Annotated in this window: 13 protein-coding genes; 3 read left to right on the plus strand and 10 right to left on the minus strand. The window is 63.2% G+C overall.

Features of this window, described 5'->3' with window-relative positions; all coding sequences use genetic code 11:
• Window positions 1–251 precede the first annotated feature (251 nt).
• On the minus strand, window positions 252–578 hold the full coding sequence (locus RR51_RS03805; RefSeq protein WP_003257245.1) for an AzlD domain-containing protein: 327 nt from the start codon (window positions 576–578) through the stop codon (window positions 252–254).
• Window positions 575–1,309, minus strand: coding sequence for an AzlC family ABC transporter permease (locus RR51_RS03810; RefSeq protein ID WP_039612674.1), 735 nt, complete (start codon window positions 1,307–1,309; stop codon window positions 575–577). The genes RR51_RS03805 and RR51_RS03810 overlap by 4 nt, the downstream gene beginning before the upstream one ends.
• 231 nt (window positions 1,310–1,540) lie before the next feature.
• Between RR51_RS03810 and RR51_RS03815 the strand changes: the two genes are divergently transcribed.
• On the plus strand, window positions 1,541–2,539 hold the full coding sequence (locus RR51_RS03815) for a sensor domain-containing diguanylate cyclase (protein ID WP_039612675.1): 999 nt from the start codon (window positions 1,541–1,543) through the stop codon (window positions 2,537–2,539).
• Window positions 2,540–2,718: 179 nt separating this feature from the next.
• On the opposite strand, the gene lpdA is transcribed toward RR51_RS03815, so the two are convergent.
• Genes lpdA through RR51_RS03835 form a run of 4 tightly spaced genes read right to left on the minus strand, consistent with a single transcriptional unit; the run spans window position 2,719 to window position 7,680 of the window.
• On the minus strand, window positions 2,719–4,098 hold the full coding sequence (lpdA, locus tag RR51_RS03820; RefSeq protein WP_038410063.1) for a dihydrolipoyl dehydrogenase: 1,380 nt from the start codon (window positions 4,096–4,098) through the stop codon (window positions 2,719–2,721).
• A 2-nt stretch (window positions 4,099–4,100) separates the two neighbouring features.
• Entirely contained in the window at window positions 4,101–5,387 is a 1,287-nt protein-coding gene (locus tag RR51_RS03825; protein ID WP_024087492.1) for a dihydrolipoamide acetyltransferase family protein, read from the minus strand.
• On the minus strand, window positions 5,388–6,446 hold the full coding sequence (locus RR51_RS03830; RefSeq protein ID WP_015271253.1) for an alpha-ketoacid dehydrogenase subunit beta: 1,059 nt from the start codon (window positions 6,444–6,446) through the stop codon (window positions 5,388–5,390).
• A gap of 1 nt (window position 6,447) precedes the next feature.
• Complete coding sequence (locus RR51_RS03835) at window positions 6,448–7,680, minus strand: 3-methyl-2-oxobutanoate dehydrogenase (2-methylpropanoyl-transferring) subunit alpha (RefSeq protein WP_013973636.1); 1,233 nt, start codon at window positions 7,678–7,680, stop codon at window positions 6,448–6,450.
• Window positions 7,681–7,878: 198 nt separating this feature from the next.
• Here RR51_RS03835 and bkdR point away from each other — a divergent pair, with 198 nt between their 5' ends.
• Both bkdR and RR51_RS03845 read left to right on the plus strand, forming a co-directional pair.
• The gene (bkdR, locus tag RR51_RS03840; RefSeq protein WP_012273540.1) at window positions 7,879–8,364 is read left to right on the plus strand and encodes a Bkd operon transcriptional regulator BkdR; all 486 of its coding nucleotides are present in this window, start codon (window positions 7,879–7,881) and stop codon (window positions 8,362–8,364) included.
• 272 nt (window positions 8,365–8,636) lie between these two features.
• Window positions 8,637–9,977, plus strand: coding sequence for an MFS transporter (locus RR51_RS03845; protein ID WP_003257254.1), 1,341 nt, complete (start codon window positions 8,637–8,639; stop codon window positions 9,975–9,977).
• Window positions 9,978–10,319: 342 nt separating this feature from the next.
• Here RR51_RS03845 and RR51_RS03850 read toward each other — a convergent pair whose 3' ends face one another.
• The 4 genes from RR51_RS03850 to flgA all read right to left on the minus strand — a co-directional run bounded on the left by RR51_RS03850 (window position 10,320) and on the right by flgA (window position 12,892).
• Window positions 10,320–11,063, minus strand: a complete 744-nt coding sequence (locus RR51_RS03850) for a flagellar brake protein (RefSeq protein ID WP_003257255.1) — start codon at window positions 11,061–11,063, stop codon at window positions 10,320–10,322.
• Window positions 11,064–11,143: 80 nt separating this feature from the next.
• The gene (locus tag RR51_RS03855; RefSeq protein WP_039612676.1) at window positions 11,144–11,611 is read right to left on the minus strand and encodes a flagella synthesis protein FlgN; all 468 of its coding nucleotides are present in this window, start codon (window positions 11,609–11,611) and stop codon (window positions 11,144–11,146) included.
• A gap of 49 nt (window positions 11,612–11,660) precedes the next feature.
• Window positions 11,661–11,975 carry a flagellar biosynthesis anti-sigma factor FlgM gene (flgM, locus tag RR51_RS03860; RefSeq protein ID WP_025340104.1) on the minus strand — a complete coding sequence of 105 codons (315 nt, stop codon included), beginning with the start codon at window positions 11,973–11,975 and terminating at the stop codon, window positions 11,661–11,663.
• 164 nt (window positions 11,976–12,139) lie between these two features.
• Window positions 12,140–12,892 (minus strand): flagellar basal body P-ring formation chaperone FlgA, encoded by a 753-nt coding sequence (flgA, locus tag RR51_RS03865; RefSeq protein ID WP_015271246.1) that lies wholly within the window; start codon window positions 12,890–12,892, stop codon window positions 12,140–12,142.
• Window positions 12,893–12,958: the final 66 nt, after the last annotated feature.

Consider the following 12,958-nt stretch of genomic DNA (forward strand, 5'->3'; position numbering starts at 1 on the left):
GACGACAGGCTGGAAAACGGGCGTTGCAAGGGTGTAATTGTTCGGGAGACCGGTTCCTCGGACAGGGTCATGAGTGCTTCGCAAATGTTCTATTAAAATCAATATGTTATCGAGTTTTTTGCAGTCTTGAGGATAGTCCTCCCCCAGATAAAGGTTCAATTCCTGCCTGGGACGCCATTTCCTTTCGTTCCCTTACCGCGTCCACCTGGTGTTGGTGACGCGAAATCGGGAAGCCTTGAAGCTGCGTATTCCTACATCCCCAGATGCTTCAAGGCCCACAGCACTCCCATTCCCACAATCAGCGTCAGCATCGTGCTGCGCGTACGCCACGCCACCAGCGCGGCAAGTATCGCCGCTGGTATCTGTGGGTTCATCCAGTCGAACCCCGCCTGCCGGTCCGGGAATACCACGGCCGGCAGTACCAATGCGGCCAACACGCTGGCTGGCACATACGCCAGGGCGCGGCGAAACAGTGGAGGGATGCGCAATGCCGTGTGCAACTCGATGAACGACAGGCGGATGGCGAAGGTGCCCAGGCCGATAAGAATGAAGGTCATCCACTGGGTCGTTTCGCTCATGATGCTTCCTGCTCGGTATTGGCTTCTGCCGCAGTTTGCTGTTTTTGCCAGTTCTCGATGGCAAGCCCGGCGATGATGCCGCCCAGCGCGCCAGCCAGCAGGCCGAGGTTGTAGGGCAGGTCGACGGCCAGTACGGCGAGCACACCGCCGGTCAGCGCTGCGCCAAGCGTGGCTGCATTGCGAATGCCAGGTATCAACAGGGCCAGGAACGACAGGGGGATGGCAAAGCCGAGCGACCAGTCTTCAGGAATGCTCGCGCCCAGGTACATGCCCGCCAGCACCGAGAGGTTCCAGCCAAAGAACATGGTGATTGCCGTACCGGCATAGTAGGGGTAGGCATACTGCCCCAGTCCACCCGTGCCCATCCTCAGCATGCACAGGGCGAAGGACTGGTCCGACAGCATGTACGCCATCGGCCACTTGTGGCGGCGCGGCAGCTGGCCCAGGTGCGGGGCCAGGCTGGCGCTGTACATCAGGAAGCGCAGGTTGATCACCAGTGCGGTGACTACCATGGTCACCGGCAGGGCGGCGCTTTGCATCAACTGCATCACCACCATCTGCGCCGAACCGGAGTAGAACAGCAAGGTCATGCCGATGGCATCGGTTGGCGACAGGCCCATGCCGATCGCCTTGACCCCGGTGATCAGGCCGAAGGGCACGATGCCGGAGGTCAATGGCAGGGCGCTGCGGGCACCTTGCCTGAACGCTTGGGGCGCGCTTGGATACGGCATTTGAAGTCCTTGAAAGTGTGCAGGCGGTACAAGGGCGGCACGTCCACGTTAATGCGCGCGACAGTTGGCCACAACGCCAGAGCCAAGGGCAACCAGGTGGTTGCCGCGGTGGAGGAGGCGCTGTTGCATCTGGCTTGAGCGTCCTCGATCCATACCTGCTCTCACAGCGCCGCAAAAACAGGGCGTCGGGGCTATTCTGTTCGGGTGCGCCAGCCGTCAGGGAGAGCGTCAATGAGTCAGGATACCCGGCCGGTACCTGCCGGCTTCAGTGAGCAGCAGTTGCGTACGTTGTTCGATCTTATCAGCGATGGTATCTGGGACTGGAATGCCAATACCGGCTACGTCTATCGCAACCCGGGCTGGTACGCCATGCTTGGCTACCCCAGCCACTCCATGGCCAACTCGGTGCTCACCTGGGAAAGCGTGATCCACCCGGAGGACTACCCACGGGTGATGGCGCATTTCGAGGCGTACATCAACCAGCGTAACGAGCACTATCTGGTCGAATACCGCTGCCGTTGCCAGGATGGCAGCTATCTGTGGATAGAAGACAGCGGTTACATCATCGCCCATAACGAGGACGGCTCGGTGGCGCGCATGCTTGGTGCCCACCGCAACATTGACGCCAACAAGCGCCTGGTGGCGCAACTGCAGCAGAGGAACCAGTCGCTGGAAAGCCAGGTGGCCGAACGCACTCGCGAGCTGTCCTGGGTGAACCAGCAGTTGCAGCGGCAGTTGGACGAAAACCGCGAGCTGGCCGAGCGTGATGCGTTGACCCGCATTGCCAATCGCTATCGGCTGGAGAAGGCGCTACAACTGGAGTGCGAGCGTGCCCAGCGCTTTCGCCAGCCGTTGTCGCTGATAGCCATGGACCTGGACGACTTCAAGCCGATCAATGACCGCTATGGCCATGCCCATGGCGATGCGGCGCTGTTGCGGGTGGTCGACGTCCTGCGTGCCTGCCTGCGGGAGCAGGACCTGCTGGCGCGCTGGGGTGGGGACGAGTTCGTCATCGTATTGCCGCAGGCCTCGCTGGGCGAGGCGCTGGAGGTGGCTGCACGCTTGCGCCAGGCGATGGCGCAGATAGAGCCGGTGGGCGATTGCCGGCTGACCATGAGCTACGGTGTGGTGCAATGGGAGGAAGGGGAGGACCAGCATGCACTGCTGGCGCGTGCCGACAAGGCGCTGTACCGGGCCAAGGGGAACGGCAAGAACGCCATAGCCGAGTAGCCTGTGCCGGCCTCTTCGCGGGTAAACCCGCTCCCACAGGTGCGCCACTGCTCTCACGGGCAGTGATGTCCCTGTGGGAGCGGGTTTACCCGCGAAGAGGCCGGCACTGACTCGCCCATGAAAAAAGACCCGCAACGCCTGGGGCGCTGCGGGCCAAATCGGCCTCGGCCGCTTCAGTGTCAGATATGCAGAGCGTGGCCCAGGGCGCGCAGTGCCGCTTCCTGCACCGCCTCACCCAGTGTCGGGTGGGCATGGATGGTGCCGGCCACATCCTCCAGGCACGCGCCCATTTCCAGCGACTGGGCAAACGCCGTCGACAACTCGGAAACCGCCACGCCAACCGCCTGCCAACCCAGGATCAGGTGGTTGTCACGGCGCGCCACCACCCGCACGAAACCGCTTTTCGATTCCAGACTCATGGCCCGGCCATTGGCGGCGAACGGGAACTGCGCGACGATGCAGTCCAGCCCTTGCTGGCTGGCTTGCTCCGGGGTCTTGCCGACCACCACCACTTCCGGGTCGGTGAAACACACCGCGGCGATCGCGCTGGGTTCGAAACGGCGCGCCTTGCCGGCGATGATCTCGGCGACCATCTCGCCCTGGGCCATGGCCCGGTGCGCCAGCATCGGTTCGCCGGCCACGTCGCCGATGGCCCAGACGTTGCGCATGCTGGTCTGGCAGCGCTCGTCGATGGCGACGGCGGCGCCGTTCATCTTCAGGTCCAGGCACTCAAGGTTGAAACCTTGCGTGCGTGGCCGGCGGCCCACGGCCACCAGCACCTGGTCGGCTTCCAGGCGCAGTTGGCCGCCCTGGCCATCACGGGCCAGCAGGCAGCCGCCTTCGTAACCTTCGACGCTATGGCCCAGGTGCAGGGTGATGCCCAGCTTCTTCAGCGATTCGGCCACCGGGGCGGTCAGCTCGCTGTCGTAGGTTGGCAGGATGCGCTCGCGCGCCTCCACCACGCTGACCCGGGCGCCCAGCTTGCGGTAGGCGATGCCCAGCTCGAGGCCGATGTAGCCGCCGCCCACCACTACCAGGTGCTGCGGCAGGGTTTTCGGCGCCAGGGCTTCGGTCGAGGAAATGATCGGCCCACCCAGCGGCAGCATTGGCAGTTCGACGCTGCTGGAGCCTGTGGCCAGCAACAGGTGCTCGCACTGGATACGCTGGCCATCGACCTCGACCTGCTTGCCGTCGAGCACCTTCGCCCAGCCATGGATCACCTTGACCCCGTGCTTTTTCAGCAGCGCGGCGACGCCGGTGGTCAGGCGGTCGACAATGCCGTCCTTCCAGGCCACGCTCTGGCCGATGTCCAGGCGCGGCGAGGCGACGCTGATGCCCAGCTCCGACGGGCCGGCAAAGCGCGAGGTCTGGTGGAACTGCTCGGCCACGTGGATCAGCGCCTTGGACGGGATGCAGCCGATGTTCAGGCAGGTACCGCCCAGTGCCTGGCCTTCCACCAGCACGGTGGGGATGCCCAGTTGCCCGGCGCGGATGGCAGCCACGTAGCCGCCAGGGCCGCCGCCGATGATCAACAGGGTAGTCTGGATAGTCTGTTGCATGCTCACTCCACGAACAGGCAGGCGGGTTGTTCGAGCAGGCCGCGCACGGCCTGGATGAACAGCGCGGCGTCCATGCCATCGACCACGCGGTGGTCGAACGAGCTGGACAGGTTCATCATCTTGCGCACGACGATCTGGCCGTCGATCACCACAGGCCGCTCGACCATGCGGTTGACGCCGACGATCGCCACTTCCGGGGTGTTGACCACCGGCGTGCTGACGATGCCGCCCAGTGCGCCCAGGCTGGTCAGGGTGATGGTCGAACCGGACAGCTCATCGCGGCTGGCCTTGTTGTTGCGAGCAGCGTTGGCCAGGCGCGAGATCTCGCCGGCATTGCTCCACAGGCTGCCAGCTTCGGCATGGCGCAGCACCGGCACCATCAGGCCGTTGTCACCCTGGGTGGCGATGCCCACATGCACCGCGCCATGGCGGGTGATGACCTGGGCTTCGTCGTCATAGGTGGCGTTGATCTGCGGGAAGTCGCGCAGTGCCACGACCAGAGCGCGAACCAGGAACGGCAGCAGGGTCAGCTTGCCGCGGCTGTCGCCGTGCTTGCTGTTGAGTTGCTGGCGCAGGGCTTCCAGGGCGGTGACGTCGATTTCTTCCACATAACTGAAGTGCGCGACCCGGCGCTTGGCGTCCTGCATGCGCTGGGCGATCTTGCGGCGCAGGCCGATCACCGGTACCTGCTCGCTGTCGGTGCGCTTGGCATAGCCGCTCGGCGCTTGCCCGCCAGCGCTGTGCGGCTTGCTCATGAAAGCGTCGAGGTCTTCGTGCAGGATGCGCCCGGCCGGGCCGCTGCCATGCACGTAACGCAGTTCGATACCGGCATCCAGGGCGCGCTTGCGCACCGCCGGCGAGGCCAGCGGCTTGTCGCCTGGCTGGCGCGGCACGATCGGGGCTGCCTCGTGGTTGACGGCGGCCTGGCACGCGGCCGGTCTTGCTTCCTTCTGCGGCTCTGGCCTGGCTGCCACAGGGGCTGCGGGGGCTTGGACCTGTTCGGGCTTTGGCGCATCCTTGGTGGGAGCATCCACATGGTTGCCGCTGCCTTCCACTTCGATGCGGATCAGCTCGCTGCCGACCGCCATCACTTCACCCGGCTGCCCACCCAGTGCCAGCACCTTGCCGCTGACCGGCGAAGGGATTTCCACGGTGGCCTTGTCGGTCATGACGTCGGCCACTACCTGGTCTTCGGCGATCATGTCGCCGACCTTGACGAACCACTCGACCAACTCGACCTGCGCGATGCCTTCGCCAATGTCCGGCATCTTGATGACGTGCGTGCCCATTCAGACCTCCATGACCTTTTTCAATGCCGCACCTACCCGCGAAGGCCCTGGGAAGTAAGCCCATTCCTGTGCGTGGGGGTAGGGGGTGTCCCAGCCGGTGACGCGCTCGATCGGCGCCTCCAGGTGGTGGAAGCAGTGTTCCTGCACCAGCGATACCAGTTCGGCGCCGAAGCCGCAGGTGCGGGTGGCCTCGTGTACCACCACGCAGCGGCCGGTCTTTTTAACCGACTCGACGATGGTCTCCAGGTCCAGCGGCCAAAGGCTGCGCAGGTCGATCACCTCGGCGTCGACGCCGGTTTCTTCGGCGGCCACCTGGGCCACGTACACCGTGGTGCCGTAGGTCAGCACGGTCACGTCATTGCCGGGGCGGGTAATGGCCGCCTTGTCCAGCGGCACGCTGTAGTAGCCATCGGGTACGGCGCTTTGCGGGTGCTTCGACCATGGGGTGACAGGGCGGTCGTGGTGGCCGTCGAACGGGCCGTTGTACAGGCGCTTGGGCTCCAGGAAGATCACCGGGTCATCGCATTCGATCGAGGCGATCAGCAGGCCCTTGGCATCATACGGGTTGGACGGCATGACAGTGCGCAGGCCGCACACCTGGGTGAACATCGCTTCCGGGCTCTGGCTGTGGGTCTGGCCGCCATAGATCCCGCCACCGCAGGGCATGCGCAGGGTCAACGGGGCGATGAACTCGCCGGCCGAGCGGTAACGCAGGCGCGCCATCTCGGAAACGATCTGGTCGGAGGCCGGGTAGAAGTAGTCGGCGAACTGGATTTCCACCACCGGGCGCAAACCGTAGGCACCCATGCCCACGGCGGTGCCGACGATGCCGCTCTCGGAGATCGGCGCGTCGAACACGCGGGACTTGCCGTACTTGTTCTGCAGGCCTTCGGTGCAGCGGAACACGCCGCCGAAGTAACCGACGTCCTGGCCGTAGATCACCACATTGTCGTCGCGCTCGAGCATGACATCCATGGCCGAGCGCAGGGCCTGGATCATGGTCATGGTAGTGGTGGCCATGGCGGTTTCCGGGTTGATGCTGTTGTTGTGGTCGTTCATCTCAAACCCCCAGTTCCTGGCGTTGACGGCGCAGGTGATCGGGCATTTCCTTGTACACGTCCTCGAACATCGAGGCAGCACTCGGGATGTGACCGTTGGCCAGCGTGCCGTACTGCTCGGCTTCCTTCTGCGCGGCTATCACCGCGGCTTCCAGCTCGGCAGTGGTGGCCTGGTGTTCTTCCTCGGACCAGTGGCCGATCTTGATCAGGTGCTGCTTCAGGCGGGCGATCGGGTCGCCGAGCGGGAAGTGGCTCCAGTCATCGGCCGGGCGGTACTTGGACGGGTCGTCCGAGGTCGAGTGCGGGCCTGCACGGTAGGTAACCCACTCGATCAGGCTCGGGCCCAGGCCACGGCGGGCGCGTTCGGCGGCCCAGCGCGAGGCAGCGTACACGGCGACGAAGTCGTTGCCATCGACCCGCAGCGAGGCAATGCCGCAACCCACGCCACGGCCGGCGAAGGTGGTCGACTCGCCACCGGCGATGGCCTGGAAGGTGGAGATCGCCCACTGGTTGTTGACCACGTTGAGGATCACCGGGGCGCGGTACACGTGGGCAAAGGTGAGGGCGGTGTGGAAGTCCGACTCGGCGGTTGCGCCGTCGCCGATCCACGCCGAGGCGATCTTGGTATCGCCCTTGATCGCCGAGGCCATGGCCCAGCCGACCGCCTGCACGAACTGGGTCGCCAGGTTACCGCTGATGGTGAAGAAACCGGCCTCGCGCACCGAATACATGATCGGCAGCTGGCGGCCCTTGAGCGGATCGCGCTCGTTGGACAGCAACTGGCAGATCATCTCGACCAACGACACGTCGCGGGCCATCAGGATGCTTTGCTGGCGGTAGGTGGGGAAGCACATGTCGGTGCGGTTCAGCGCCAAGGCCTGGCCGCTGCCGATGGCTTCTTCACCCAGGCTCTGCATGTAGAAGGACATCTTCTTCTGGCGCTGGGCGACCACCATGCGGCTATCGAAAATCCGCGTCTTGAGCATGGCGCGCATGCCCTGGCGGAGAACTTGCGGGTCGATGTCTTCGGCCCACGGGCCTTGCGCGTCGCCTTGCTCGTCGAGCACGCGGATCAGGCTGTAGGACAAATCCGCGGTGTCGGCAGCGTCGACATCGACTGGGGGTTTACGGGCTTGACCTGCATCGTTCAGGCGCAGGTAGGAGAAATCGGTCTGGCAGCCTGGCCGGCCGGTAGGCTCGGGCACATGCAAACGCAGGGGGGCGTACTCGTTCATGCTTTTTACGCTCGCTCGGGTATTTGTTTTTGTGAGCTCTGAAGCGGCCGCCGCTGAGTACCGGCTTGTGACTGGTAGGTCAGCGTCCCCTACATCTTAGTGGTCCGGCCGGAGAATTTTTCTCTCAAGTTGGTTGCCTTTGCCGAGCAGGGCAGATAAACATTCCGCATAAACACAAAAAACCGGTGATTTTGTCTCATGCGCAAACTCGATCGTACCGATATCGGCATTCTCAACAGCCTGCAGGAAAATGCCCGCATCACCAACGCCGAACTGGCCCGCTCGGTGAACCTGTCTCCCACGCCGTGCTTCAACCGGGTTCGGGCCATGGAGGAGCTGGGGGTGATCCGCCAGCAGGTGACCTTGCTGTCACCCGAGGCGTTGGGGTTGGATGTGAACGTGTTCATCCATGTGAGCCTGGAAAAACAGGTCGAGCAGTCGCTGCATCGATTCGAGGAAGAGATTGCCGAACGGCCCGAAGTGATGGAGTGCTACCTGATGACGGGCGATCCGGACTACCTGTTGCGGGTACTGCTGCCCAGCATCCAGGCACTGGAACGGTTTCTGGATTACCTGACGCGGTTGCCAGGAGTGGCCAACATCCGTTCCAGTTTTGCCTTGAAGCAGGTGCGTTACAAGACGGCTTTACCGCTGCCGGCCAATGGCATGACCTTGCGGGAATGAGGGCGGCTTTGACGGGGGAAGCCGGTTATCAGGCCAGCCGGATATTACTCAAATAGAAGTTGAGTATTTCTCCCGGTATTGCGCTTGCATTCAAAAACTGTGAAAGCGAAACGCTTGAGTGCAGTCCGGTGCACGTGCATGAACACGACATGACCGACACTGGACGCGCCCTTGATTCAAGATTTGTCAGGCAGGGGACTGCGCCGCAGCAATTTTGCTTTTATGCTTGGCTGCAACCCATCGCCACCTGACCCGGGAGCCGCAAGGGACCTATGCGAAATATATGGAAGCCGTTTCAGTCGTTGTATTTCGCCGCGCTGATGATGTTGATCGGCTCGGGCCTGCTCAGTACCTACCTGGCCCTGCGCCTGGCAGCCGATCATGTCGATAGCCTGTGGGTGGGTGCCTTGATGGCGGCCAACTACTTTGGCCTGGCGGTAGGCGGCAAGGTCGGCCACCGGTTGATTGGCCGGGTAGGGCACATTCGCGCCTACGCCACTTGCGCAGGCATCGTCGGTGCGGCGGTGCTCGGCCATGGTTTGACCAGCTGGTTGCCGGCCTGGGTCGGGCTGCGGATGATCGTCGGCCTGGGAATGATGTGCCAGTACATGGTCATCGAGAGCTGGCTGAACGAGCAGGCCGACGTCAAGCATCGTGGCGCGGTGTTCAGCGGCTACATGATCGCCTCGTACCTGGGCCTGGTGCTCGGCCAGCTGATCCTGGTGGTGCACCCACAGCTTGGCCTGGAGCTGCTGATGCTGGTGGCCATGTGTTTCACCCTGTGCCTGGTACCGGTCGCCATGACCCGGCGCATTCACCCCGCACCATTGCGCCCGGCACCGATGGAGCCGAAGTTCTTCATCAAGCGGGTGCCGCAGTCGCTCAGCACGGTGCTGGGTTCGGGGCTTATCGTCGGCTCGTTCTATGGCCTGGCGCCCTTGTATGCCTCCAGCCAAGGCATGACTACCGAACAGGTCGGTCTGTTCATGGGTAGCTGCATTTTTGCCGGCCTGCTGGTGCAGTGGCCGCTGGGCTGGTTGTCTGACCGCTACGATCGGGCGGTGCTGATCCGCAGCGTGGCGGTGGGGTTGGCGCTGGCCTCGGCGCCGCTGGCGATGCTGCCCAGCGTGCCGCTGGAGTTGCTGTTCGGCATAGGCTTCGTGATTTCGTTGCTGCAGTTCTGCCTGTACCCGCTGGCGGTGGCGTTTTCCAACGACCATGTGGAAAGCGAGCGGCGGGTGTCCCTGACCGCGATGCTGCTGGTGACCTACGGCGTGGGGGCGTGTATTGGGCCGCTGGCGGCAGGCGTGCTGATGAAGGTGCTGGGCCCGCAGATGCTGTATGCCTTCTTCGTGTTCTTTGCTCTGGTGCTGGTGTGGCGTATTCGTCCGAAGGCGGTCACCGGGCTGCACCAGGTGCAGGATGCGCCTTTGGGCCACGTTGCGATGCCGGCTGCCGGTTCGCCACTGTCGGCGGCGCTGGACCCACGGGTGGATGAGCAGACGGTGCAGGAGGTAATGCAGGCGCCGGTGGCGGCTGAGGATACCGAGGCGGAGGAGAAGGGGGCTGACAAGGAGCCTGAGCCGGAAGGTGAGGTCAGCAAGTCGGTGTAGGCCTGTGCCGGCCTCTTCGCGGGCGCGCCCGCTCCCACATGAAGTTGCGCCGGGCTCAAGGCTTGCGCTGTACCTGTGGGAGATCTGTCGCGTAGAGAACAGAATCCGCAAGCAGTACGCGTACCCTGTGGGAGCGGCTTTAGCCGCGAAGAATCCAACGCGGTGCATGGCACCGGCTGCGCCGGTGTTCGCGGCTAAAGCCGCTCCCACAGAATCCCTGCTAATTCAATGAGTTATGTGAAGCTCCTATGAGAGCGGGCGTGCCCGCGAAGAGGCCGGCACAGGAGAATCACAAATGAAAACGCCACCTTGATAGGTGGCGTTTTTTCATTCAGCCGACGATCAATAGTCGTCCTTGTCGAACCGCCGCGCTTCACGCTGCAACTGGTACACGAAGCTCTCGACCTTGCGCTGCGCCTGCCCGGTAAGGTTATGGAAGCGCACGCCGGCAAAGGTGGTGTTGATCCGCTCTTCATAATGCAGGTGGCGCAGCTCGACCATGGTGTCGACCAGGCCCAGCGGGTTCCCCGCCTTGAAACGCTCGTACACCTGGCCCAGTTGCAGGCGATCCTCGACATTGCCTTCGAAGCGCAGTTTGCAGCCGGTGGCGGAGATGTCCAGCAGCTTGCCACGCAGGGCGCCGTTGCCCTTGAGGTGGGTGCCATCGAGGATGATATCGACCAGCTGCGACAGCTTCAGCGCGGCGCGGAAGGCATTGCGGCGCTGGTGGTAGGTCATCTCCAGAGGCATGGCGCCGCGGTAGCAGCGGTGGCCGTCGACTTCGCTGATCTTCAACTCGTGGTTGCAGTCCCAGGCGATGCGCACGCCATCGTGGAAGCCTTCGACGCGGAAGTGTTCGCCGTTCTCGATGAACTTCTCACCGTCGCGCGGGATCATTTCGTCCAGCGCCAGGGTATTGCTTTCACGGTCCACGTGCACCACGTAGCTCTGGAAGCGCTGGCTGCGGTCGTGGAAGGTGATGATCAGGGGGTCGTGGCTTTCCTGCAGCTGCCGCAAGTTGGCCGCAATCTCCAAAGGGGTGTTCAGCACCTTTGGCGGCTGCGGGGCATCGGATTCATTGAACACGGCTTATCGTTCTCCAGGCAAAAGCGACACACGCAATTAACGGCATTTTGCCAGTATGTTCCGTGCCTTGATAGAAAAAATCACACTTGGCTGAGCGCCCGTGGCTTGGCCAGCGGCGAGGTGCTGCCGCGGCTGTCGTAGAGCGACGGAGAATCGCCGCCCATGAGGATCCGGATCTGGTTGTTGGTGACGTGCTGCTGCACCTGGATGATCCGGCCATTGGTCTCGTTGAGCTGCTGGCAGGCTTGCATCAGCTGGCTGATCACATCGAGTTGCTGCAGCAGCAGTTCACCGTTCGGCGATTGTGCCGCCACGGCCTCCACTCCGGCGCGATCAGGGCTCAGGCCAAGGCTGGCAAGCAGGTTGTTGCGCCGCAGGCCTTGCTGCTCCAGCAGCACGATCAAAGACTGCTTGCGGGCCAGGATATTCTCCAGTGGCGCCATGTCGCGGCCATGCAGGGCGATCGCTTCCTTTTGCAGAAGGTCCAGCAGCTCCTGCATAGGGGCAATGTCATCTTCGATCAGTTGCAGCAAGGTGGTGTCGTGCATGGCTAACTCTTGGCTTTTCTAGCGTCCGTGAAGTCAGCGCGCCGAACGGTCAGCGCTGGGCTTCGAAATCGAGCAGTTTGCTGGCGACCCGGCCGGCATCGACCTGGTAGCTGCCGTCGGCGATCGCCTGTTTCAACTGGGCCACACGGGCACTGTTGACCACCGGCTCGTCGCGCAGCTTGTCGCTGATCTTCTGCAACTGCTGGGCCTCTTGGCTGAGGTGTACCGCTTCTCCGCTGGCGCTGGTGGCGGTTGCCGCTTCCTGGCTGGCTGCCGGTTTTTCGGCGCTGCCGTTCGCGGTGTTGCCGCGCACGCCGCCCGTGACGGACGGAGAGTTATTCAAACGACTGAAGTCGATGACCATGATCAGAAACCTCTGGGTATTTGGACGCTTGCCTTGTTTTCGGCCAACCCGAAAGAAACTTTAGGCACAAATGCATAGCCGCCTGTCAGCAAGCTCGCGAACCCGTTTTCTGACACAGTTTAGGAAAAGCGGTTCCTCACCGCCAGCGCAAATCAGTGGGCTGGCTACATACTTACCTCGACCTGCCCAGGGCCGGTCACCCTGGCCTTGATCACCCGTTTGGAATTGAGGTTGCGCACCCGGATCTGTTCGCTCAGGCCACCCTTGCTCAGGGCTTCGCCGGGCATGCGTACACTCAGGCTGCCACTGCGGGCGATGATCACCACGTGGTCACCCTTGCGCACCACCTCGGCCTGTTCCAGGTGTTGCGGGGTGAGTACCTGGTCGATCACCGTGGGGCGCAGCATCTTCATGCCTACCGCCTGTTCCAGTTCGGTCAGGAAGCCTTGGCCCAGGGTGCCGACATCCCGCTCGCGCAGGGCCACATCGCCTTCGCCCACCACGTTGTCGCGCTTGAGCGGCCGGGTCACCACCACCACATCGCGGAACAGCCGCACGGTGGCCGGCACGAACACGGTCCAGGGCGCTGAGCCTTCGCAGCGTACCTTCACCGTGACGCGGCCCAGCGGCTGAGCCGGGCTTTCCAGCGAGGCGTCCAGCTGCTGGCTGCACAGCGGCATACGCAGGCGCGGATCCAGCGGGTTGACCTGGATCTCGTAACGGCCGGCGGTCTGGGTGGTGGCCAGATAATCTTCGACGCTGAATTCAAGAAACCCTTGAGTGACACCGATAAGCTGTTCAGGCAAGGTAAACGCGTCCGCTACCGTGCGAACGCCGGGCACCAGAAGGCACAGCATGGCCAGCGAGCCAGTCAGCAGGCGCGTCAATCGTCGGAAAAATGTCGTTTTCGTGTACATGGCGCTCAAAAAAGCAAAGCCCGTGCCGACTCGCTACCTGAGTTGCAACGAAAGGCTGAAACATAA

Source organism: Pseudomonas sp. C5pp (genome assembly GCF_000814065.1).
In the GTDB taxonomy this organism is placed as follows: Bacteria; Pseudomonadota; Gammaproteobacteria; order Pseudomonadales; family Pseudomonadaceae; genus Aquipseudomonas; species Aquipseudomonas asiatica.

Excerpts from the sequence above, each read along its gene's own strand:
- bkdR (WP_012273540.1), top strand. The coding sequence starts at position 7,879 with ATGCGCAAACTCGATCGTACCGATATCGGCATTCTCAACAGCCTGCAG.
- flgA (WP_015271246.1), bottom strand. The coding sequence starts at position 12,892 with ATGTACACGAAAACGACATTTTTCCGACGATTGACGCGCCTGCTGACT.
- RR51_RS03830 (WP_015271253.1), bottom strand. The coding sequence starts at position 6,446 with ATGAACGACCACAACAACAGCATCAACCCGGAAACCGCCATGGCCACC.
- RR51_RS03855 (WP_039612676.1), bottom strand. The coding sequence starts at position 11,611 with ATGCACGACACCACCTTGCTGCAACTGATCGAAGATGACATTGCCCCT.
- RR51_RS03810 (WP_039612674.1), bottom strand. The coding sequence starts at position 1,309 with ATGCCGTATCCAAGCGCGCCCCAAGCGTTCAGGCAAGGTGCCCGCAGC.
- RR51_RS03835 (WP_013973636.1), bottom strand. The coding sequence starts at position 7,680 with ATGAACGAGTACGCCCCCCTGCGTTTGCATGTGCCCGAGCCTACCGGC.
- flgM (WP_025340104.1), bottom strand. The coding sequence starts at position 11,975 with ATGGTCATCGACTTCAGTCGTTTGAATAACTCTCCGTCCGTCACGGGC.
- RR51_RS03805 (WP_003257245.1), bottom strand. The coding sequence starts at position 578 with ATGAGCGAAACGACCCAGTGGATGACCTTCATTCTTATCGGCCTGGGC.
- RR51_RS03845 (WP_003257254.1), top strand. The coding sequence starts at position 8,637 with ATGCGAAATATATGGAAGCCGTTTCAGTCGTTGTATTTCGCCGCGCTG.
- RR51_RS03825 (WP_024087492.1), bottom strand. The coding sequence starts at position 5,387 with ATGGGCACGCACGTCATCAAGATGCCGGACATTGGCGAAGGCATCGCG.
- lpdA (WP_038410063.1), bottom strand. The coding sequence starts at position 4,098 with ATGCAACAGACTATCCAGACTACCCTGTTGATCATCGGCGGCGGCCCT.
- RR51_RS03815 (WP_039612675.1), top strand. The coding sequence starts at position 1,541 with ATGAGTCAGGATACCCGGCCGGTACCTGCCGGCTTCAGTGAGCAGCAG.